The organism is Azospirillum sp. UENF 111221 (assembly GCF_058780625.1).
This window is the reverse complement of record NZ_JBSNCH010000001.1, coordinates 595,261-615,770: the sequence shown is the minus strand read 5'-3', so window position 1 is coordinate 615,770 and position 20,510 is coordinate 595,261. Positions and strand designations below refer to the sequence as shown.

Genomic DNA, 20,510 nt, shown 5'->3' with positions numbered 1-20,510 from the left:
GCGAAAAGATGCCTCAACCGTTCAGACGTATGACAGTGGGTCGCAGGGGTGGGGTCTTGAAATCACTTCGCGCACCACCATCCGGAGGCCAACAGACCCTTTGGACCAAAGGGTTATGCCACCGGTGGCAGGGCAACGGCCGGTCCGGCGATGCCGGAAAGCGCCCTGCGCACCTCGTCACGGCCAGGCTGAAGCACCAGCGCACGGCGATACCAGCCGGCAGCCTCGCTCCTGCATCCCACCCGCTCGAGGATCGCGGCGAGCCTGACGGCGACGGAGGGAACCGTGGGATCGAGGCGAGCGGAGCGTCGCAGCGCCTCCGCCGCGGCCTCGGGCCGACCGAGGCTCTCCAGCGCGATGCCCCATTGATGCAGCACTGCCGCACCGGTGTCGAGCCGTGCCGCCCGGCCATCAGGCTTCCGCCGCCGCAGCGGTATGGCCGGCTTCGCGTTCGGCATGGCCAAGCCCCTCCAGCGCCGTCAGCAGGGTGGGCAACAAGGCCAGGGCATGGTGGAACCGGCGGGCGGCATCCTCCGGCCGGTGCAGGGCGCGCAGGATTTTTGCGTGGTTGACCGCCACCTCGGTCGCTCTCGAGTCCAGGGACGAGGCACGGGAGAGCAGCCCGTCGGCCTCCTCCAGCCGGCCCACCTGCGCGACCAGCAGGCCATAGCGGTGCAGGGCTTCGGCCTCCGCCGGTTCACGGGCGAGGATGCGGCGGTAAAGACGCTCCGCCTCGTCGAAGCCGCCGGACTGGTGACGGTCGAACGCCTCGGCAAGCAGGTGATGGCCGGCGCTCATCCGGTCGGAGCCAGCGCCGCCAGCGCATGCACCGCCCGCCGGGCCGCGTCGGCCAACCCCTGGCCGTCCTGCGGCTGGATCAGGCGCATGGCCGGGAACCAGGGCCGGGCGCCGGTGCCGATCTGCGTCCAGTCGCGGGTGCCGAGCCGCCACACCGGCGTGCCCAGCGCGCCCGCCAGTTCGCCGACCGCCGTGGCCGGCGATATCACCAGAATCCAGGTTGGCGATCAGGGCGGAAACGCCTTCGAAATCATCCTTCAGATTCAGGTCGTCCCACCGGTGCAGCCGGCGCGTTGCCGTCTCCACCCGGGCCAGTTCGGCGGTGCAGTCGCCATATTGCAGCATCACCACGCTGACGCTGGGCATGTCGAGCAATGCCGCCCAGTCGGCAAGGCCGGTGTAGGCGGCGGCACGCTGGGCGGTGACGATCTGGCTGCGCCATGCCAGCCCCACCTTCAGGCCGGGCAGGGCGGCGAGGCGCTCGCGCCACCGGGTGACGAGGCCGGGGTCGGGGCGCAGATAGGCCGGACGGTCCGGATAACGTGCCACCCTGTCGCGGACCAGGGCGGGCAGGTTTCCCGCCGGCATTTGCAAGTCGCAATCCGGCGGATCGATCGTCTCCCGCCCGGCGGGGTCCGCCGTCTCCGCCCGTACCGCCACCCAGGGAAAGGAGCGGGCGAACAGGCTGACCAGCCGCCGGTCGCACTCGACGGTGACCGGCCCGTCCAACCCGTTCAGGGCGTCGAAGCAGGAGGCGAAGAAAATCTCGTCGCCGACACCCTGTTCCGACCAGACCAGCAGTCGCCGGCCCTGCAACGCCTCGCCCATCCAGACCGGCCGGTCGATGCGGCGCGCCCGCTGCAACTGCCGGGCGGAGAAGCGACGCGAATAGCCGGCCCAGCCCTCGGCAATGCGCCCGTCGGCGAAATCCATCAAGCCGAGATTCCAGGCCGCCAGCGCAAAGCCGGGATCGACCCGCAGCGCGCGGCGCAGATGGCTCTTCGCCTCGTCCAGCCGGTTGGCCAGCGTCGCCATGGTGGCAAGGTTGTTGTTGGCCTCGGCCGACTCCGGTTGCAGGGCAAGCGCACGGCGGTAATGGCCGGTCGCCTCCACCGTCTGTCCGGTCAGTTCGCAGGCATGGCCGAGATTGGCATGGGCCGGAATATGGTCGGGCTGGATGGCGATGGCGCGGCGGTGCAGCCGCATGCCCTCGGCCGGCCGGCCGCCGATCTGATGGACGAGGCCCAGATGGGTCAGCGCCTCCGGATAGGCGGGGTGCAGGGCCAGCGCGCGGGCGAAGGCGAAGGTAGAGTCGGCGTGGCGCTTTTCCATTTCATGCACCAGACCCAGATGGTTCCAGGCCTGGGGAAAGGCCGGGTCGATGCGCAACGCCTCGCCGATCAGGGCGAGGGCATCGTCGTTCCGCCCGGTCTGGTGCATCAACAGCCCAAGCAGATGCAGGGCGTCGGGATGGCCAGGAGCTTCGCGGCGGGGATCGGCGGCGATGGCGGCACGGTAGGCCGCTTCCGCCTCATCCGTCCGGCCGCTGCGGTGAAGGTCGGCGGCATGGTTCAGCAGCGCATCGAAATCGGCGGGCTTTTCCGGTTCGTGGGCCGCCTTCTCCTCGGAAGCGGGCTCGGGCTCCGGCATCATGGCGCGCAGTGCCTCGGCGATGGCTCCGATGATCGAGTCCAGCGCTTCGCCCGGCCTCGGCTGGAACAGACGCATGGTCGGGAACCAGGGGCGGGCGCCGGTGGCAAGTTGCGTCCAGTCGCGGCCGCCGAAGCGCCAGACCGGAACCCCCAGCGCACCGGCCAGTTCCCCCGCCGACATCGCCGGCGAGATCACCAGATCCAGGTTGGCGGTCAGCGCCGCCGCGCCATCGAAATCGTCCTTCAGGTTCAGATCGGTCCAGTGGTGGATGGTCACGCCGAAGCGCTCCTCTGCCGCCCGGATCTCGGCCTCGCAGTCGCCATACTGCAAATTGACGAAGGTCAGGCCGGGCACGGCGAACAGCGGTCCCCAATGCTCCAGCATCACGTAGGAAGCCTTGCGGTCGGCGGTCATCAATTGGCTGCGCCAGCCGATGCCGACCCGCAGGCCCGGACCCAGCGCCGCCAGCCGCTGCCGCCACCGCTCCACCAGCGCTGGGTCCGCCACCAGCCAGGGGCCCTGCGGCTCGAAAGCGGACAGGCTGCCGCGCAGCAGTTCCGGCAGGTCGCCCGCCGCAACCTGGAGGTCGCAGTCGGGCGGATCGATGGTTTCGCGCAAGGGCTCGCCGAAAGCGTCACCGGTGCAGCTTTCAGCCCGCACCGTGGCTTTCGGAAAGGAGCGGCGGAACAGCGGCACCAGACGCGGATCGCATTCGATGGTGACCGGTCCGCCTGCCCAGGCGACGACGTCCGGATAGCAGGAGGCGAACATCATCTCGTCGCCAACGCCCTGTTCGCGCCAGATCAGCAGCCTCTTGCCGCGCAGCACCGCTCCATCCCAGCGCGGAATCGGGAAGCGCCGGTTCGGCACCGCCTCGCCGGCGGCGAAACGCCGCTCGTACCCGGCCCAGCCGCGCGCGATGTCGCCGTGAAGAAGCGCCAGCAGAGACAGGTTGTAGGTGGCGGTGGCGAGGTCGGGCTGCTGAGCCAGTGCCTCCTCGAAGCAGGCCGCCGCCTCCTCGTAGCGCCCCTGCGCCTGCAAGGCGTTGCCGAGATTGTAGCGCGCCTCCACAAACTCCGGGTGCAGGTCCAGCGCCTGCCGGTGGCACAGCTCCGCCTGATCGGGACGGCCCAGCCGCTTCAGGACGCTGCCCAGATTGTTCAGCGCGGCGCTGTGGCGCGGGTTGCGTTTCAGCGCCTGACGATAGGCGATCTCGGCACTCTCGAAGGCGCCCTTCTGTTGCAGGACGGCGCCCAGATTGTAGAAGGCGGTGGCATCGTCGGGCCGGTGCCGGGTCACCAGCCGGTGCTGTGCGATGGCCTCGTCCAGCCGGCCGGCCATCGCCAGAGCGTCGCCGAGATTGTTGTGCGCCTCCACCATGCTCGGCGCCAGCCGCACCGCGCGGTCCAGCGCCGTCACCGCCCCGTCATAGCGGTGCAGTGCGGCATGGCCGTTGCCGAGATTGTACCAAGCCTTGGCATAATCCGGCTTCAGCGCCAGCGCCGTGGCGAAGGCCCGCTGCGCCTCGTCGTGACGGCCAAGGGCTGCCAGCGCATTGCCCAGATTGTGCCGCCGCTGCGCCCCCTGCGGGTCCAGGATGGTGGCGTTGCGGTGGGCCTGCGCCGCCTCGTCCGGCCGTCCGGCGGCGAACAGCGCGCTGCCCAGATTGTCCCAGTAATCGGCGACTCCCCTGGCCTGCGCCAGGGCCTTGCCGATCAGGGTCACCGCCTCGTCCGCATGGCCCGATTGCAGGGCCAGCACCCCCAGCAGATGCAGCGCGTCGGCGTTGCGCGGGTCGGCGGCCAGCACGTCGCGATAGCCGCGCTCCGCCTCGGCGACACGCCCGGCCTGATGGTGTGCCACTGCCTGCGCCAGCATGTTGGTGTGCTTCGCCACGTTCCGGCCCCGTCCCTGACTGCCCGCACCCTCAAAGGGAGTGCCATCATCGGTGGATCACGGTAAAGATGCCATTGATATCGGCGGGGAATCGACCTGCGGGAGAAGGGGGGAACACGCGATGGCAGGGTCACGCTCGTCCTTGCGGGGCGGGGTGCGCAGGGGACTGGCGGGAATGGCCGTGCCACCCGCGGTGAAGCTCAGCCGGCAGGCGGACGCTCTGGCCGCGGCCGGTAACGCGGCGGGGGCGGAGCCGCTCTATGCCCGGGCTCTGGCCGCCGACCCGACACTCGCGGGCACCCACAACAACCACGGCAACGCCCTGCGCGCGCTTGGCCGTCTGGACGAGGCCGCCGCCGCCTACCGGGCCGCCGTCTTCCACGGCCTGCATGAGGGGATGGCGCACTACAATCTCGGCTCCGTCCTGCGTCAGGCGGAGCGGCCGGTTGAGGCGGAAGCCGCCTTCCGTCAGTCGCTGGCCCTTCGCCCCGACCATGCGGAGGCGTGGAACAACTGCGGCAACCTGTTGCGCGACCTCGGCCGCTTCGGCGGGGCGGCGGTGGATTACCGCCGGGCGCTGGGCCTTCGGCCGGACTGGGCCGATGCCCATGACAATCTCGGCGCCGTGCTCTATCTGCTGCACGAACAGGGCGGGGAGGAGGATGCCGCGGCGTTGGCCCGGCTGTGGCGGCGCGACCATCCTGACAACCCGCTGGCCCGCCACATCGGCGCCGCCATCGCCGGTGAGGAGGCCGACCCGCGCGCGCCCGACGACTATGTGCGCCAGACCTTCGACCTGTTCGCCGATGAGTTCGACCGCAAGCTGGCCGAGCTGGATTACCGGGCGCCGGCCCTTCTCTCCGGTCTGCTGTCCGACGAAGAGCCTGCCGGCGACCTCGACGTGCTGGATGCCGGCTGCGGCACCGGGCTGTGCGCGCCAGCGCTCCGGCCCTATGCCCGCCGGCTGGTCGGTGTCGATTTGTCGGAGGGCATGCTGAGCCGCGCCCGTGCCCGCGGCCTGTATGACGGGCTGCATGAGGCGGAACTGGTCGGCTTCCTGACGGCGCATCGGCTGGCTTTCGATCTGATCATGGCGGCAGACGTGTTCTGCTATTTCGGCATCCTCGATGACGCTCTGGCTGCCGCCTGCGCCGCGCTGCGCCCCGGCGGCCGGCTGGCCTTCACGGTGGAGGCGTTGGACACGGCCGACGGACGGCCCCACCGCGTCGCCACCCACGGCCGCTATGCCCATGCCGACTCCTACATCCGCACCGCGGTGGCGAATGCCGGACTTGTGCTGCGGCGATGCGACCACGACCGGCTGCGCTTCGAGAGCGGCGAACCGGTGACCGGGCTGGTGGTGCTGGCCGAGCGGCCGGCGTTTTAGGCCAAAGATTTAGGAACGCCGGCGCGGCCGGCGGAACGGAGCGGGCTTGGGATCCGGTTTGGCCGGCGGCGGGGCTGGCGGCGGGCGGACCAGCGCGTCAGCCTCCTCGGCATGGCCCAGCGAACGCAGTGCGAGGGCCAGCGTGTCGCGGGGCGCCGGATGGGCCGGGTCGATGCGGACGGCATGGCGGAGCGGGGCCAGCGCCGTGGCGGCATGGTTGGTCGCGGCCAGCGCGATGCCGAGATTCAGCGCCGCCGACAGGAAGTCCGGCACCAGGGCCAGGGCGTTGCGGAAGGCGATCACCGAATCCGCGCGCAGCCCGGCGGCGAACAGGGCATTGCCCAGAAGGAAGGCGATGTCGGCATCTTGCTGGTCGAGTACCGCGGCCCGGATCAGGTCGGACAGCGCCGGCGTCGCCTGACCGGACTCCAGCCGCAGCCGGCCGCGCGCATGCAGCAGACCGACAAGCCTTTCCCTCGCCGGATCCAGCGCCGGCTCGATCCGCAGGGCGCGCTCCAGCATCGTGGCGGTGGCGTCGATGGCGGCCGGATCGCCGCGGCCATGGCGGGCGAAGGCGCGGTCGGTCCAGGCCTCCGCAAAATCGGGGCGCAGCGCCAGCGCGCGACGGTAGGATGCTTCCGCCTCGTCCGGCCGGTCGAGCCCGCGCAGCAGATTGGCACGGTTGGCGTGAATGTCCGCTGCCTCGGGCCGCAGGAGCAGCGCCTTGCCTATCAGCGTCAGGCCGAACTCTCCCCGGTCGATCTGTCCGGCGAGGACGCCCAGATAATGCAGGGCGTCCGGCTGCTCCGGCTCGACATCGAGGATGCGGGTGTAGAGTTCCTGCGCCTCGCCGAAACGGCCGACGAGATGCAGGTCGAGCGCCAGCGTCAAGGCTTCGAGGATGGTGGCCATGGCTCAACGCTTTAGGACGACCGATGCCGCCACCGCAAGCCTGTGGAGGGGAAGATCTTAGTTTTCGACATAAATATTTTCCCTGCTGGAAATCCCTTTCCCCCATATGGGTTAGAATCCCCACTCCAAATAAGTGTAAAGAAACTCTTTACGCACAGTCCAGGTTAAGGTAATTTAATGTTCGATATTCACCGATCCGGACAATCTGGTCATGAACGTGGCGGTGGCCACATCGACGGTCTCGCGGCCGTTCGCCTTCATGACGCCCCGCGGCAGCGATGCCGTCGAACCAGGGGCTGGCACCCGGACTCCGGCCTCCAGCCCCCTCCCTCAGGCGGACGCCGACACGACCGGTGGAACCGATCCGCTGGTCAACCGCTTCCCGACCATCGCCTTCAGCTATGACACTGACGCTTCGCGGCTGGTGATGCTGTACCGCGACCCCGCCAACGGAAAGACCGTTTCGCAGATTCCGACCGAAGCCGCCCTGAAGCAGTACAAGGAAGCCCAGCAGAAGGAAAAGGACGCGGAGCGTGCCTCGCTGCTGAAGCTGACCGTCGGCGACAGCGGTCAGGGCGGCCAAACGGAAGGGCAAGCTGGCGGGCAGTCTGCGGCTTATGGGCGCGGTGCGACCGATAGGTCGGCGACGGCCGGCACCGCCCCCCGGACCGCAGCCCCGGTCACGTCGACCGCTTCCGCCGCCGCGGCATTTGTGGCACACTCCGCTTCGGTCACAGCGTCTTCCGCCGGCACATCCGCCGGTCGGGTTAACGTCGTGATCTGAGGACGCCCTGTTTCAAGGGCACGGTTTGCAGGGGGCAGGATGGCCATGGATGTCACGTCATCGACCGCCGGCGCGGCAATGTCGCTGATGCAGGCACAGGGGCAGATGGCTTTCGGCGTCAAGGCGCTGAACCAGAATTCCGAACAGCAGCAAGCGACGGTCGAAACCCTGATTCAGTCGGGCAATGGCTCCGGTGGCGGCTCCGGTGGCGGCAATGTTACGCCGACCCGTGGGCAGAACCTGAACATCACGGTCTGACCTGTAGCCGGCTGACCTCGACAATCAGACTTTTGAAATCGAGCAGGGACGTCTGCATCTCGTCCTGGGTACGCACGACCGCGGCATTGGCGCCATAGGCCCGGCTGGCCGCCATCTGATTGATGCGCTCGGTCGCCAGATCGACATTCGGCGCCGCGACCATGCCGTCACCGTTCGCCGCGCTGTCGTCGGGCGCATACTCCTGCAGATAGGCCGGCGTGATCGGCGTGAAGGTGGCGCGCGTGCCGGGGTTGGCATCGCTCTGCGCGACCGCGACGGGCTGATAGGCCGCACGCTTACCGTCGGCGCTACCGTCCGTGGTCGGAACGGCCCCGGTGGAGCGGACATTCGCGACGTTGGCGGCCGAGGCGTCGAGCCGCCGGGTCTGGGCGGTCAAGCCGCTGAGAGCGATGCCGATACTGCCGACCATGGCGGTCCATTCCTCGTCCGACGGCCTATCGGGAAACCTTAGCACATCGGATGCCCGACACCAGCGGAGCATCGCCGGGGCAGCGACCGCTGCAACCTCCCGGCACTTTCAATCTCCGGCCTGTACCCCCCAGTGCAATCGCCGCTGTATCTTTCACGGGGCATGCGCCATTATCGGGCAAACGGCCGCCGCTCCTTTCCATTGCCGCCGGTATCCCGCCGGTGGTTTCGGCCCTGATGGGACCGGTTCCGATCGAGCCGGCCCAGATGCGAGACGGGAGCCGCCGCCTGAATGCCGAACGCCGCCTTTGCCCTGACCGTCGCCGGCCTGACCGACGTAGGCCGCGCCCGGTCCCGCAACGAGGACGATTTCCAGGTAGGCATTGCCGGGGAATTTGCGGTCGTCTGCGATGGCATGGGCGGTCACGCCGGCGGCGACATCGCCAGCCGCAAGGCGGTCGAGGTGATATCCGGCATCCTGCGGGACCAAGCCCCGTCCGATCCGATCGCCTTGGCGAAGCGTGACGATGCCGACCGCACCCAGACCGACCCGGCGGCGACCGAACCGGCGGTACGCCATGCGCTGTCGGTTGCACGGTCCGCGGTGCTGCAGGCCAACCGGGCGATCCACGAGCTGAATCAAGCCCGCGGATTCTCGTCGGGGCGCGGCATGGGCACCACCGTTGCCGGGGTCTGGCGGATTCCCGGAACCGCCTGCATGGCGGTGTTCCATGCCGGCGACAGCCGGGTCTACCGCCTGCGCGACGGGGAGCTGCGCACCCTGACCCGCGACCACAGCCTCTATCAGATATGGCTGGACAATGGCGCGCGCGGAACCGCACCGCAACGGAACATCATCGTCCGCGCTCTCGGCACGGCGGAGGATGTGGAGCCGGAGGTCAGCGTGCAGTCGCTGATGCCGGACGATGTCGTCATGCTCTGTTCGGACGGGCTGAACGGCATGCTGCCGGACGGCGTCATCGCCCGCATCCTGCGCCAGGAATCCGATCCCGCCCTGGCCGCCGCCGCGCTGGTGGATGCCGCCAACGCGGCTGGAGGAATGGACAATGTGACGGTGGTGGTCGGACGCTTCGCCGCGACCGCCTGACCGTCCCGGCAGGATCGATCTATCGAGCCTTCCCGGTCACCCTGCCGGTCAAGGCCCGGTGGCGATGAAACGCGCATCCGCTAGCGCCGCCGGGGCATCCTCCGGCAGCGCGGCCAGCGCGTCGGCCAATGCGGCCAGATAGTCGGCTGCCGGCTCCTGCTCCGGCCGCGGGGCGGCGAAGAGAGGCTCCGCCGTAGCGATGGTCAGCAGCAGTTCGGTTCCATAGGGCGGGCCGATGGTCCAGGAACGCCCGTTCGCCGGCTTCCCGTCCTCCCCCCTCTCGCCCAGCCGGCGCGATGCGCCTGCGGCAAGGGCGATGGCACTGTCCGACGGGTTGGGGAGCAGATGCACGACGACGCCGTCGATGGTGAAGTAATCGACCTGCAACCGGACCGGACGGGCCGGCGCCCGGAATCTCCAGCATCAACGGATCGTCGGCATTCAGCGCCGGCCCCTCCAGCAGGCTCACCGTCAACGGCTCGGCCAAGGCCCGGTTGGTATCCAGCGCCGTGGCGACGCTGCCCAGAGGGGCACAGAACTGCGCATCCGCAGTGGCGAGGTCGAAGCCATGGTCCCAGCCGGCGGCAAGCCTCTCGACCGTTTCGCGCACCGCCGTCTCCGCCCGCTCCCCGGCGACCGTTCCCGAAACCAGCAGCTTCCCCCGGTCGTTTCCACGCCGACCAGCACACAGGGAATGGAGCGCAGCGCCTCCGCCACCGCCGCGACCGGCGGCTGCCGGGGGGCTGCCGGAGGAGGGGCCGGGGGCAATGAAGGGGGGAGCGCAGAGGGCGGTGCCGAGGGCGGTGCAGGCGGCTGGGATGCCGGTTCGGGTTCGGGTGCTGCGTCTCCGGCCATAGCCATAGGTGGCGGCACGGACGGGGCAGGCCGGTTCAGGACCGCTGCCGCAGCCAAACCGCCCAGTACGGCAACGCCGCCGAGCAACCGGGGCCAGCGGCGGGCACGCGCCGGTGCCGCGCCGGCCGACGAAACGGACGCTCCCGTCAACGCGGTGACGGACCGGAGCAGCGCACCTGCATCCGGAAACGCTCCAGCCCCATCGTCGCGCAATGTCGCCAGCAGGGCCGACACCCCCGGCCGCTGGTCGTGCCCGGCCAAAAGCCGTTCGGTCAGCCCCACGGCGGCCGCCAGATCGCTGCGCCGGTCCACCGCCGCCGCGGCCAAGGCCGCACGGCCGAACCCGGCGACCACCGACGCCGGTCCGGCGTGCAGCACGGTGTCGACACCGAGCGCGCCATGGATCACGCCGGCCCGATGGGCTGCGGCAAGCGCATCCAGCACGCGGTCCAGAGTGGCGACGGTGTCCTCCCACTCCAGCGGTCCGTCGGCCAGCCTCGTGGCGAGCGTCGGCCCATCGGCCGGTGCGGTGGCGACGAAGGCGGTGCCGGCAAGCTCGCCGGAGGCCAGGATTGCCGGAATGGCCGGGTGGGACAGCCGCGCCGCGGCGCCCGCCATCCGCCGGAACCGCTCCAGCCCGGCGGCATCGGCGCACAGGCGGGCCAGCGGCACGGTCCACAGCGCCACCGCCTGCCCCTTGGCGTCCAGGGCGCGGTGCAGCTGCAGGTCGCCGTCCTGACGGATCAGGTCGAGCAGCCGATAACGGCCCAGCCGCTTTTCGCCTTTCGCCATGGCCATTTCAACCGCCGTCCCGTCCCGCCGCATTTCCGCCTCTCGGCCAGACCCGCCATGACCGCGCCGCTGGTATAGCCGCAGCGCCTCAATGCGGCCAAGTCCCAGGGCACCCACCCGCAAGTTTCTGCCCCGATGGCCGGTCCTGTCGAACGTCCTAGTCCTGTGACGACGAACGGTCGGTAACCTTTCGTTAGCCATGAGGCAGGAAGCTGATACCGCGAGCCGCACCTCTGCGACCCGCATGTGCACCACCCGGCGCGGAGCCTGCTGCCTTGCCCCACACTCCCTCCCTTTCCCAATCGTCCGGCCCGAACCTGTCCTGGCTGAACGGGGCGGCGCTCTACCGAATCTATCCGCTCAGCTTCCGCGACCACGGCGGCGACGGCTGGGGCGACCTCGACGGCGTGATCGAGGGGTTGGACCATGTGGCCTCGCTGGGTGTCGACGGGGTGTGGATCAGCCCCTTCTACCCGTCGCCACGCACCGACTTCGGCTATGACGTCGCCGACCACCGGGCGGTGGATCCGCGCATGGGCAATCTCGCCGTCTTCGACCGGTTGATCGAGCGCGCCCACGGGCTGGGCCTGAAGGTGCTGGTCGATCTGGTCTGCGGCCACACCTCCAACGCCCATCCCTGGTTCGTCGAAAGCCGCCGGTCGCGCGACAACGACAAGTCCGACTGGTATGTCTGGGCCGACGCCAAGCCCGACGGCACCGCGCCGAACAACTGGCTGTCGGTGTTCGGCGGCGCCGCCTGGAGTTGGGAGCCGCGGCGGCGGCAATATTACCTGCACCATTTCCTGTCCAGCCAGCCGGCGCTGAACCTGCACCACCCCGCGGCGATGGATGCACTGTGCGAGACGGCCGAATTCTGGATGGAGCGCGGGGTCGACGGCTTCCGCATCGACGCCGTCGACTTCTTCGCCCATGACCCGCAGCTGCGCTCCAACCCCGCCGCCGTCTGGCGCGGGTCCGAACCGCCGCTGAAGCCCTTCGCCTTGCAGCAGCACATCTACGACATGATGCACCCGGCCATCGGCAGCATCCTGTCCCGCCTGCGCGAGACCGTTGAGCGCTATCCCGGCCGCGTCCTTCTGGGCGAGCTGTCCAGCCAGCCCGGCGCCGGCCAGCGCATCGCCGCCTACTGCACGCCGCAGGGACTGCACGCCGCCTACACCCTGTCGCTGGCCAAGCAGCCTTTCAGCGCCAAGGGGTTCGCCCAGGCCCTGAGCGCCGCCGGACGGCCGGACTCGATCTGCTGGAGCCTGTCCAACCACGATGTGGAGCGGGCCGCCAGCCGCTGGCTGCCGGCCGGTGCCGATCCACAGGCCTTCAACGCCCTGCTGGCGATGCTGGCCGCCTCGCTGCCCGGCACCGTCTGCCTCTATCAGGGGGAGGAACTGGCCCTGCCCAACGCGGTGCTGGAGCAGCACCAGCTGCGCGACCCGTTCGGCATCACCTACTGGCCCGATTTCCAGGGACGCGACGGCAGCCGCACGCCGATGCCCTGGCGGGCCGGCGAGCCCCATGCCGGCTTCACCGTCGCCGACCCCTGGCTGCCGGTGCCCGACATCCATCGCGGCCTCGCCGTCGACCGGCAGGAACGGACGGCGGGCAGCCCGCTGGCGGTGTGGCGGGCCGCTCTCTCGCTGCGCCGCGACCTGGAGGCGCTGCGCAGTGGCGGCGTTTCCGCGGTCGAGGAGCATGGCGACCTGCTGTCCTTCGAACGCTGCATGGGCGAGCGCAGCACTGGCGACGACCGCCTGCTCGCCGTCTTCAACATGGCCGACCGGCCGGCCGAATTCGCCTTGCGCGGCCGTGGCGAGCCGGAAGCCCTGCTGGTTCCCCGCGCGCCCGGCGCCCCGGTGCCCGAGCTGACCGCCGACGGACGGACGCTGGTGATGCCGCCGCTGTCGGTCTTCCTGGGACGCTTGCGCAACCCGGCCTGAGCCTCCCCCGCATAAGCTCTTCGAGGGTGCCGGCTACACCCTCGAAAGGCAGGCATGCACATTTATGCGATGCAGGGCGCCGCATCGGATGCTTTGTTACGCTCTCGCCTAAGTCGCTGAAATTCCCTGATTCATCGCGGGTCGTGGAAATTGTCGGCAATAGCAATAATCTTGCGGAGTAGCGGGAGTGGAAAGAAGAGCGTTTCTCACCAAGGCCGGTGTCGGTGCCGTTTCGACCGTTGCCGCCTCGACCCTCGCGGCCCCGGCCATCGCGCAGAGCCAGCCGACCATCCAGTGGCGTCTGGCGTCGAGCTTCCCGAAGAGCACCGACATCCTCGTCGGCACGTCCGAGCTGATCGCCAAGCGCGTGTCGGAGGCGACCGACGGCAAGTTCCAGATCCGCGTGCATGCCGCCGGTGAGATCGTCCCCGGTCTTCAGGTGCTGGACGCCGTGCAGAACGGCACCGTCCAGTGCGGCCACACCTGCGGCTACTATTATGTCGGCAAGGATCCGACCTTCGCCTTCGACACCGCGATCCCCTTCGGCCCGAACGCCCGCCAGCAGAATGCCTGGTTCCAGTATGGCGGCGGCCAGGAGGTGATGCGCACCTTCTTCGCCAAGCACGGCATCGTGCAGTTCCCGGCCGGCAACACCGGCGCCCAGATGGGCGGCTGGTACCGCAAGGAAATCAAGTCGCTGGCCGACTTCAACGGCCTGAAGATCCGCATCGCCGGCATCACCGGCCAGATCATGGCCAAGCTGGGCGCCGCCCCGACCCAGATCGCCGGCAGCGACATCTACCCTGCGCTGGAAAAGGGCACCATCGACGCGGTCGAGTTCGTCGGCCCCTATGACGACGAGAAGCTGGGCTTCGTCCAGGTTGCCAAATACTACTATTATCCGGGCTGGTGGGAAGGCGGGCCGCAGGTCTCGCTCTACATCAACCAGAAGGAATGGGAAGCCCTGCCCAAGTCCTATCAGGCGATCATGACCGCGGCCTGCGCCGAGGCGAACGGCGCGATGACCGCCCGCTACGACGCCGAGAATGCCAAGGCGCTGAAGCGTCTGGTCGCCAAGGGCGCCTTGCTGCGCCCCTATCCGCGCGACCTGATGGAGGCCGCCCACAAGATCGCCTTCGAGCTGTACGACGACATCGCGAAGACCAACCCGGACTTCAAGGCCGTCTACGACAGCTGGAAGCCCTTCCTGGAGGAGGTGCAGCTGTGGTTCCGCGTGGCCGAGCTGCCCTACGACAACTTCACCCAGTCGGCCGGCCGCTCCAAGTGATTGGCTGCGGACTCTGACGGAAAGCAAGGGGGGTGGCCGGTCCGGCCGCCCCTTTCTTTTTCAGGCTAGTCTTTTTCAGGCCAGATAATTCAGCAGCGACAGCTTCTGGGTCTGGCCGGCAACGGTGTAGGTCGCCTGCTGGACATTCATCGCACTGCTCAGCCGGGCCGCGACCTCGGTCTGGTCGATGCCCTCGATGTTGGCGAGACGGTCGGTCAGGGTGGCGACCGAGTCCGTGTGGGCGTCCTTGTTGGTCTCCAGCGTGGCGGCGTCGGACGCGACCTTGGCGTGGACCGAGCGGATCTGGTCCGATGCCTGGGTCAGCATCTCGCGCGCCTGGGTGCTGTATTCGGTCCATTTGCCGGGGTTGGCCGCCGCCGTCCGCACCAGCTGCATCGCCTTCACCAGCGTCTGGAACGCCTGATCGTCGGCGCTGACCCCATAGGTCAGGTTCAAATTGTCGTCGATCGTCACCTGCGACTTGCGGTACGCGTCGGCATTCTTGCCCTTTGTCAGATATTCTGAATCGTAGAAGGGCAGGTCCGGCGGCTCGGCATTGGGCACGGCGGTCTGGCTGTCCTGCTCCGGCGGCAGCGTTCCGACCGAGATGGTGTTCTGCAGCGACCCGTTCGTCACCTTGGCGCTGGTCGAGAACAGCGACGAGCGGCCGGGGTGGTTGGGATCGGCATTGGCTGTGCTGGTCAGCGCGATGCCCGGACCGTTGCCGAGCGCGTCGATGGTGACCGGCGGGGCAGGGTTCAGATTGCCGAACTGCTGGCGCAGCTTGTCGGCCACCTGCCCGACATTGGTGACGCCGGCGGCATAGTCGGTGTCGCTGACCGTGTAGCTGACCTTGTAGGACTGATAGGGCGGCAGGTCGTGCGGCTCGGTCGGATTCTTCAGATAATAGTTCTGGTTATAGGGATCGTCGGGATCGCCGACCGCGACCGTGAACTCGAAGGTATCGCCGATGTCCACCGCCGCGCCGTTCAGGGTGAAGCGGTCGATCTGCGGCAGGGTGGCCGTCGGCGCCTGGGTGGTCGACGGCGCAGTCGCGGTGTTCTCCACCGTGGCGGAGTTGACGACGCGGGCGGACAGGTCGAACTTCTGCCCAGGCTGCTGGCCGACCAGGGAGATGATGCCGTTGGAGGTCGACACCGTCATCGGCAGCGGCGGGGTGGCCGCGTTGATCTGGGTGGTCAGCGTCTGGGCGACGAAGGTCAGTGTCTTCGGGTCGGACGCCTGGATCTGATAGCCGAAGGTCTTGCCGGAGACGGTCACCTCGAAATAATCGTCGGTGTTCACCACCGCGCCGTTCAGGGTGATCTTGCTGGTCTGCGTCGTCGCCGTCAGGTCGGTGACCGGCTCCGTCCCGAAGCGCGAGCCGGCGAACAGGTAGCGGTCGCCGAAGCGCTGGTTCAGCAGGGCCTGGATGTCGCGCATGGCGCCTTCGGCGCGGTCCTTGACCTGGTCGGCCTGCGGGAAGCTGACCGAGAAGCTGCTGCTCGACGCCGCCTTCAGGCTGTCGAAGGTCAGGTTCAGGATCGCGCCCTCGCCGGGGCCGCCGGAGATGTTGAAGTTGTAGCCCTTGCCGTCGTTGGGCGGGGTGGTCCCCAGGTTGATGGCGCGGGTGGTCTTGCCGCCCAGACCGTCGGTCACGGTGACGTCGAAGGTGCCGTTGGTGCCCTGCTGCGACGGGACCGCGGTGACCGTGTATTTGGCGCCGACCGTCAGCGTCGACTTGGACGCGTCGATCGACAGCTTCATCCCGTCGGGATTGGTGTTGGTCGGGGTGGTGACGCTGGCCGGGCCGGGCTGGAAGGGGAAGGTCGTGCTGGAGGTCCAGCTCGACACGATGGATTCCATCGAGGTCAGCACCTTGTCCGTCGCGGCGACGCGCGGTGCGGCGGTGTTGATGCTCTGGATGTAGTTGGTCTTCTTCGCCATCTCCGCCCTGAGGTCCAGAAGCTTCTGCACCTCCGGACCATAGGCGTTCAGATCGACCGACTTCTTCCCCGTGGTCAGCTGTTCGGACAGCTTGTTGATGTCGTTCTGGCCCCCGGACAGGTTCCGGACAAGGCTCAGATATTTCGAGTAGCTGCTGACTCCCGTTATCGAGCTCATCGGACCACCGCCTCCAGCGCATCAAACATTGCATTGGCCACTTGCATGACCCGTGCCGAAGCCTGGTAGGAGGTCTGGAGCTGCTGGAGCTGGGCGATTTCCTCGTCGATGTTCACGCCGGTCTGCGACTGGTAGCGCTCGCTGAGGAGCTGCATGGACTCCTTGTTGGAGGTGGCCGCGGTGCTGGCGGTCTTGGCCGCGGCCATCCAGGTGCCGGTGATGGCGCTGCCCATGGCGCTGTAGGTGGTGTCCTTCATCTGCAGGCCGTCTGCATTGAAGCTGCGGCCGGCGGCATTGACCGCCTTGACGATGTCGTCGATGGCGGACTGCTTGATTTTGCTGGTGTTGTCCAGGAGCTTGGCGTTGATGGTGATGGTGAAACGGTCGGTTCCAGTGAAGAACTGGTTGGCCTGTTCGCCGGCGGCGGCCGGGCTGGCATTGTCGTAGGCGTCGGCGAAGCTGGTGGGCTCGCCCGGCTTGGTCGGACCGGTGAAGGCCTTGGCGAACTCGTCCAGCTGCGAGCGCAGCTTGCGGATGATCTCCGTCGTCGGGTCGCCGCTGGCCGGGGTTGGCGGCTCGGTGGTCGAGCCGTCCTTGCGCATCTGGATCAGCGAGCCCAGCTTGCCGGTGGTCAGGTGGTTGTTGATCGAGGTGACTTGATTGCCGACCTGTAGGTTGATGTTGCCGCCGTCATAGGAAAGATTTGCCGGCTGCGCATCGACCAGCGCCAGACCCGACGGGGTGAAGATCGCCAGCCGGCCGTCCGGCCGCTCCACCGTGCGGATGCCCATATAGGTGCTCAGTTCGCGGACCAGCCCGTCGCGCTTGTCGGCGACGGTGTTGGCGGCGGCCCCTGGCCCTGTAGCGACACCATGTCGTTGTTGATCGAATTGATCTGCTTCAGCAGGTCGTTGACCGTATCGACCGACTTGGTGATGTCGGTCTTCATGTCGCGGTCGATCTGCTCCACCCCCTCCGACACGCGGCGGATTTCGCGCGAAAAGTTTTCGGCCGCCTGGACCAGCTGGTACTGGGCGGTCTCGTCCTCCGGCGAGGTGGACAGCGTCTTGATCGCGGCCTGGAACTTGTCCGAATAGTCGTTCAGCAGCGGCGTCCCGTTGGTGGTCCGCATCAGGTCGCCCAATTGCTGCATATAGGTGGTCGTCACCTGCGATCCGCCATCGCGCGAGGTCAGGTCCATGACCTGGGCCATCAGCGCCTTGTCGACCTCCCGGCGATAGGTCGTGCTGACGACCTGGCCGCTGGCGTCCACCGACTGCTGGGCGGTATGGCGCGTGCGGTTCGGGTCGTTGGCCTGCGCGATGTTGTCCGAAACCAGCTTGACGCTGGACTGGACCGTGCGCAGCCCGGCCGTGGCACTGTTCAAGGCTGCGAAGAGGGACATGGCGGGAGACCTTTCACGGATCGGGATGGTCGGGGCGGTGCCGGGACGGCTGCCGCCCCCATTCAAACGATCAGGGAACCGGCGATCGGAAAGCTGGCGATCGGTAGGGAAGCGATCAGGACATCAAAAGGTCAGGGCCGCGCTTAGCGCTTCAGCCCCAGCACTTCCTGAAGCATTTCGTCCGAGGTGGTGACGATCTTCGCGTTGGCGGAATAGCTCCGCTGGGTGACGATCATCTTGGTGAACTCGTCGGCGATGTCGACGTTGGAGCTTTCGACGCTGTTCGCCACCACGGCACCGGCGCCGTTCGTCTCCGGATCGTTGAAGTTCGGCTTGCCGGCCTCTTCGCTCTCGATGAAGACGCCGCCGGATTCGCGCTGCAGGGCGTTGGGGTTGTTGAAGGTGATGATCGGCACCTTCGCCACCATCTTCGACCGTCCGTTGTCGTAGTTGACCATGACGGTGCCGTTGTCGCCGAACACCACGTCCTTGAACTGCCCGCGTGGCGCGCCGTTCTGGACCAGCTGGGTGACGTTGATCTCCTCGCCGGCATATTGGGTCAGGCCGCCCGGCTTCTGGTACTTGCCGAGGTTCAGCGTGATCTGCTGCGGGCCGAAGCCGTAATCGACGGTGAAGGTGACGTTGGCGTCGGACCCGGCGGACTGGTTGGCGGCGCTGACGGCCGAGCCGGTGCCGACCAGGGCCGTGGAGATGTTGGTCAGCGTGCCGACCGTCTCCGGCGTCTTGCCGAAGGTCAGGCCGATATGGGCCGGCGTCTGGCCGGCGACGGCGCTCTGGTCCAGGGTGAACTGGGCGGCGGGGGCGTCGACGACCGTGCCGGTCGCACCGGCCGCCGTCAGCGTGTTGCCGCTGGCTGTAGCACCTGGGACGACCGAGGCGAAATACTGCATGACCTTGGCCGGCGTGTCGTACAGGCCGTAATTGGCGTTGGTGATCGTCAGCGGATAGGTCGTGGCGCCGACCGTGATGTTGTAGGTGTCGCCGATGTCGACCGTGGATCCGCTCAGCGTCACCGTGCCGGTGCCGGTCATCGTGTTGGTGTTGGTCGGGCTGGCCGCGGTCTTGGAGGTGACGGTGATGACACCGCCCTGCGCGGTAGCCGTCACCGGCAGCGAGGTGTTGGAGTTGATCTTGTTCGCCAGCGCCGCGGTGATGTCCTCCATCGTCATCTCTTCGCCGGTGGTGCTGTAGGTCACCGCCGTGCCGTTGATGCTGAGTGTGTACTGGGTGCCGATGTCGCCCGGCGTGCCGGTCAGGGTGACGGTGCGGCTCTGGCGGACGCCGGCCACGCTGGAGACCGACGGCAGCGAGCTCATCGTGTTCACCGCGGTGGAGGAGTTGGTCACGGTGGCGCTGGAGGTGACGTTGGTGTTCACCGCATTGGCCTGGATCGACAGGATGTTGCCGGCCGACGAGGCGGTAACGCTTGATCCCAGCGCCTGGTTGATCTTGCCGGCCAACTGGGAGACGACGTCGCTCACCGACGAATAGCTCTGATAGGTCGCGGCGGTCACCGTGTAGCTGATCGGCGTGCCGTTCACGTTGATGGTGAAGGAGTCGCCGACCTCGACCTGGGTCTGCGGGAACTGGAACTTGTCGATCTCACCCGCACTGGCGGTCGCCGCCGTCGAGGTCTGGTTGACGATGGTGTTGGTGGTGTTGGTGCCGGACACCACGTCCGTGTTCAGCTTGAAGGGCGTGCCGGGTTCGCGGGCGGTGACGCGGATCGTCTGGCCCGACGAGGTGGCGAGCACGGACGCCGCCGGCGAGGCGGAGTTGATCTGGTTGGCCAGCGCACCGGCCAGACCGGAGTAGGTCCGGATCGAGCCGATGTTGTCGGCGGTGATCTTCAGGCTGTAGTTGGTGCCGTCGACCTTCACCGAATAGGTGTCGCCGATGCGCAGGTTGTCCTGGCCGTTGGTGTTGTTGCCGGCGATGGTGATGACGTTGACCTGCGCCACCGCCGTCTGGCCGGCGATGTTCTGGCCGAAGGTCACGGTGGCGGGGTTGCCGGTGAAGGTGCCGTCGACCGGCTTGGTGTTGGAGCCCGGCGCGTCCAGGACCATGCGCCAGCTGCTGTCCGCCTGCTGCCGCCACTTGAAGTTGACGGTGCGCGGATTGCCCTGGCTGTCGAAGATCTGGATGCTGCTGTCGGGGACTTTCTCGCCTTCCTTAGGCGTTGCCGGAAGGTTGGCCGCCAGATCGATGGTGTTGGTCGCCACCGGCTTGTCGATCAGCGAGTTGACCTGGATCGGCGCCACTTGGTCCTTGTGCAGGACGCCCGTCACAGGATCGACCAGCCAGCCGTTCAGGGCGTAGCCGGCGCTGTTGACCAGATAGCGGCTCTTGTCCAGCTCGAAGTCGCCGGCGCGGGTGTAGAAGGCGGCCGACGAATTGACCGTGCCCGTCTGCGTCTGCACCAGCGTGCTGGAGCCCTGGGTCGCCACCTTGGTGACGCTGAAGAAGCCCTGGCCCTGGATGGCGATGTTGGTCGGGCTCTGCACCTGGGTCAGGCTGCCCTGGATGTTGTTCATGAAGACCGGTTGCGCCGTGACCCCGCCCGGCTCGTGCAGACGCTGGCTGGACTGAAGGACCATCGTCTCGAAGGCCGAATCGACACGCTTGTAGCCGATGGTCGAGCTGTTCGCGATGTTGTCCGAAATATGTCCGAGCGCCTTCGACTGGGCATTCAGGCCGAGAACGGCGGTTGTCATCGAACCGAAGATGCTCATGGCCGGGGGTCTCCGAAAGAAAGGGCAAAGGTCTTCTGCGCCCTATCTAGCAAGCGGAGTGCCAACTCCCGCTCCGGATTCAAGCCATTGAAAACACTGTATTCTTTGAACAAGCT

15 protein-coding genes and 1 pseudogene are annotated in these 20,510 nt (G+C 67.9%); 6 read left to right on the top strand and 10 right to left on the bottom strand.

The features are described 5' to 3' along the window. Nucleotides 1-113: 113 nt before the first annotated feature. Complete coding sequence (locus ACWPN3_RS02770) at nt 114-458, bottom strand: tetratricopeptide repeat protein (RefSeq protein WP_492261059.1); 345 nt, start codon at nt 456-458, stop codon at nt 114-116. Further along, complete coding sequence (locus tag ACWPN3_RS02765) at nt 412-4,347, bottom strand: tetratricopeptide repeat protein (protein WP_492261058.1); 3,936 nt, start codon at nt 4,345-4,347, stop codon at nt 412-414. Before ACWPN3_RS02765 ends, ACWPN3_RS02770 begins: the two co-directional genes overlap by 47 nt. 175 nt (nt 4,348-4,522) lie before the next feature. Between ACWPN3_RS02765 and ACWPN3_RS02760 the strand changes: the two genes are divergently transcribed. Then, complete coding sequence (locus ACWPN3_RS02760) at nt 4,523-5,734, top strand: class I SAM-dependent DNA methyltransferase (protein ID WP_492242608.1); 1,212 nt, start codon at nt 4,523-4,525, stop codon at nt 5,732-5,734. Between the two features lie 9 nt (nt 5,735-5,743). Here ACWPN3_RS02760 and ACWPN3_RS02755 read toward each other — a convergent pair whose 3' ends face one another. Continuing rightward, entirely contained in the window at nt 5,744-6,646 is a 903-nt protein-coding gene (locus ACWPN3_RS02755; RefSeq protein WP_492242609.1) for a tetratricopeptide repeat protein, read from the bottom strand. Between the two features lie 211 nt (nt 6,647-6,857). On the opposite strand from ACWPN3_RS02755, the gene ACWPN3_RS02750 reads away from it, so the two are divergent. Next, a complete protein-coding gene (locus ACWPN3_RS02750) occupies nt 6,858-7,430 on the top strand; it encodes a hypothetical protein (RefSeq protein ID WP_492242610.1) in 573 nt (190 codons plus the stop codon). A gap of 39 nt (nt 7,431-7,469) precedes the next feature. Further along, complete coding sequence (locus ACWPN3_RS02745; RefSeq protein WP_492242611.1) at nt 7,470-7,688, top strand: hypothetical protein; 219 nt, start codon at nt 7,470-7,472, stop codon at nt 7,686-7,688. Here the strand turns inward: ACWPN3_RS02745 and ACWPN3_RS02740 are convergent. After that, complete coding sequence (locus tag ACWPN3_RS02740; protein WP_492261057.1) at nt 7,678-8,118, bottom strand: flagellar basal body rod protein FlgC; 441 nt, start codon at nt 8,116-8,118, stop codon at nt 7,678-7,680. The two genes, ACWPN3_RS02745 and ACWPN3_RS02740, sit on opposite strands and share 11 nt — an antisense overlap. A 291-nt stretch (nt 8,119-8,409) precedes the next feature. Between ACWPN3_RS02740 and ACWPN3_RS02735 the strand changes: the two genes are divergently transcribed. Beyond that, entirely contained in the window at nt 8,410-9,225 is an 816-nt protein-coding gene (locus ACWPN3_RS02735; RefSeq protein ID WP_109450175.1) for a PP2C family protein-serine/threonine phosphatase, read from the top strand. Between the two features lie 48 nt (nt 9,226-9,273). Here the strand turns inward: ACWPN3_RS02735 and ACWPN3_RS02730 are convergent, their stop codons facing one another. Together ACWPN3_RS02730 and ACWPN3_RS02725 are read right to left on the bottom strand one after the other, a co-directional pair. Then, nucleotides 9,274-9,612, bottom strand: a complete 339-nt coding sequence (locus tag ACWPN3_RS02730) for a hypothetical protein (protein WP_492261056.1) — start codon at nt 9,610-9,612, stop codon at nt 9,274-9,276. Nucleotides 9,613-9,696: 84 nt separating this feature from the next. Further along, complete coding sequence (locus tag ACWPN3_RS02725) at nt 9,697-10,878, bottom strand: protein kinase family protein (RefSeq protein WP_492261055.1); 1,182 nt, start codon at nt 10,876-10,878, stop codon at nt 9,697-9,699. A gap of 269 nt (nt 10,879-11,147) precedes the next feature. Here ACWPN3_RS02725 and ACWPN3_RS02720 point away from each other — a divergent pair, with 269 nt between their 5' ends. Both ACWPN3_RS02720 and ACWPN3_RS02715 read left to right on the top strand, forming a co-directional pair. Beyond that, entirely contained in the window at nt 11,148-12,824 is a 1,677-nt protein-coding gene (locus tag ACWPN3_RS02720; RefSeq protein ID WP_492261054.1) for an alpha-amylase family glycosyl hydrolase, read from the top strand. Between the two features lie 187 nt (nt 12,825-13,011). Then, a complete protein-coding gene (locus tag ACWPN3_RS02715) occupies nt 13,012-14,112 on the top strand; it encodes a TRAP transporter substrate-binding protein (RefSeq protein ID WP_109450171.1) in 1,101 nt (366 codons plus the stop codon). 75 nt (nt 14,113-14,187) lie between these two features. On the opposite strand, the gene ACWPN3_RS02710 is transcribed toward ACWPN3_RS02715, so the two are convergent. From ACWPN3_RS02710 to ACWPN3_RS02695, 4 genes and pseudogenes are all read right to left on the bottom strand, one after another. Next, complete coding sequence (locus ACWPN3_RS02710; protein ID WP_492242615.1) at nt 14,188-16,236, bottom strand: flagellin; 2,049 nt, start codon at nt 16,234-16,236, stop codon at nt 14,188-14,190. Continuing rightward, nucleotides 16,233-16,391, bottom strand: coding sequence for a flagellar basal body rod C-terminal domain-containing protein (locus ACWPN3_RS02705; RefSeq protein WP_492261133.1), 159 nt, complete (start codon nt 16,389-16,391; stop codon nt 16,233-16,235). The genes ACWPN3_RS02710 and ACWPN3_RS02705 overlap by 4 nt, the downstream gene beginning before the upstream one ends. 393 nt (nt 16,392-16,784) lie before the next feature. Further along, nucleotides 16,785-17,368, bottom strand: a pseudogene (locus ACWPN3_RS02700) (FlgK family flagellar hook-associated protein); the annotation flags it as partial. Between the two features lie 416 nt (nt 17,369-17,784). Beyond that, a complete protein-coding gene (locus tag ACWPN3_RS02695) occupies nt 17,785-20,394 on the bottom strand; it encodes a flagellar hook-basal body complex protein (RefSeq protein WP_109450165.1) in 2,610 nt (869 codons plus the stop codon). Between the last annotated feature and the right edge of the window lie 116 nt (nt 20,395-20,510).

Coding starts and splice junctions, on each gene's coding strand:
- ACWPN3_RS02770 (WP_492261059.1), bottom strand. CDS start 458: ATGCCGAACGCGAAGCCGGCCATACCGCTGCGGCGGCGGAAGCCTGAT.
- ACWPN3_RS02760 (WP_492242608.1), top strand. CDS start 4,523: ATGGCCGTGCCACCCGCGGTGAAGCTCAGCCGGCAGGCGGACGCTCTG.
- ACWPN3_RS02755 (WP_492242609.1), bottom strand. CDS start 6,646: ATGGCCACCATCCTCGAAGCCTTGACGCTGGCGCTCGACCTGCATCTC.
- ACWPN3_RS02750 (WP_492242610.1), top strand. CDS start 6,858: ATGAACGTGGCGGTGGCCACATCGACGGTCTCGCGGCCGTTCGCCTTC.
- ACWPN3_RS02745 (WP_492242611.1), top strand. CDS start 7,470: ATGGCCATGGATGTCACGTCATCGACCGCCGGCGCGGCAATGTCGCTG.
- ACWPN3_RS02740 (WP_492261057.1), bottom strand. CDS start 8,118: ATGGTCGGCAGTATCGGCATCGCTCTCAGCGGCTTGACCGCCCAGACC.
- ACWPN3_RS02735 (WP_109450175.1), top strand. CDS start 8,410: ATGCCGAACGCCGCCTTTGCCCTGACCGTCGCCGGCCTGACCGACGTA.
- ACWPN3_RS02725 (WP_492261055.1), bottom strand. CDS start 10,878: ATGGCCATGGCGAAAGGCGAAAAGCGGCTGGGCCGTTATCGGCTGCTC.
- ACWPN3_RS02710 (WP_492242615.1), bottom strand. CDS start 16,236: ATGAGCTCGATAACGGGAGTCAGCAGCTACTCGAAATATCTGAGCCTT.
- ACWPN3_RS02705 (WP_492261133.1), bottom strand. CDS start 16,391: ATGCAGCTCCTCAGCGAGCGCTACCAGTCGCAGACCGGCGTGAACATC.
- ACWPN3_RS02695 (WP_109450165.1), bottom strand. CDS start 20,394: ATGAGCATCTTCGGTTCGATGACAACCGCCGTTCTCGGCCTGAATGCC.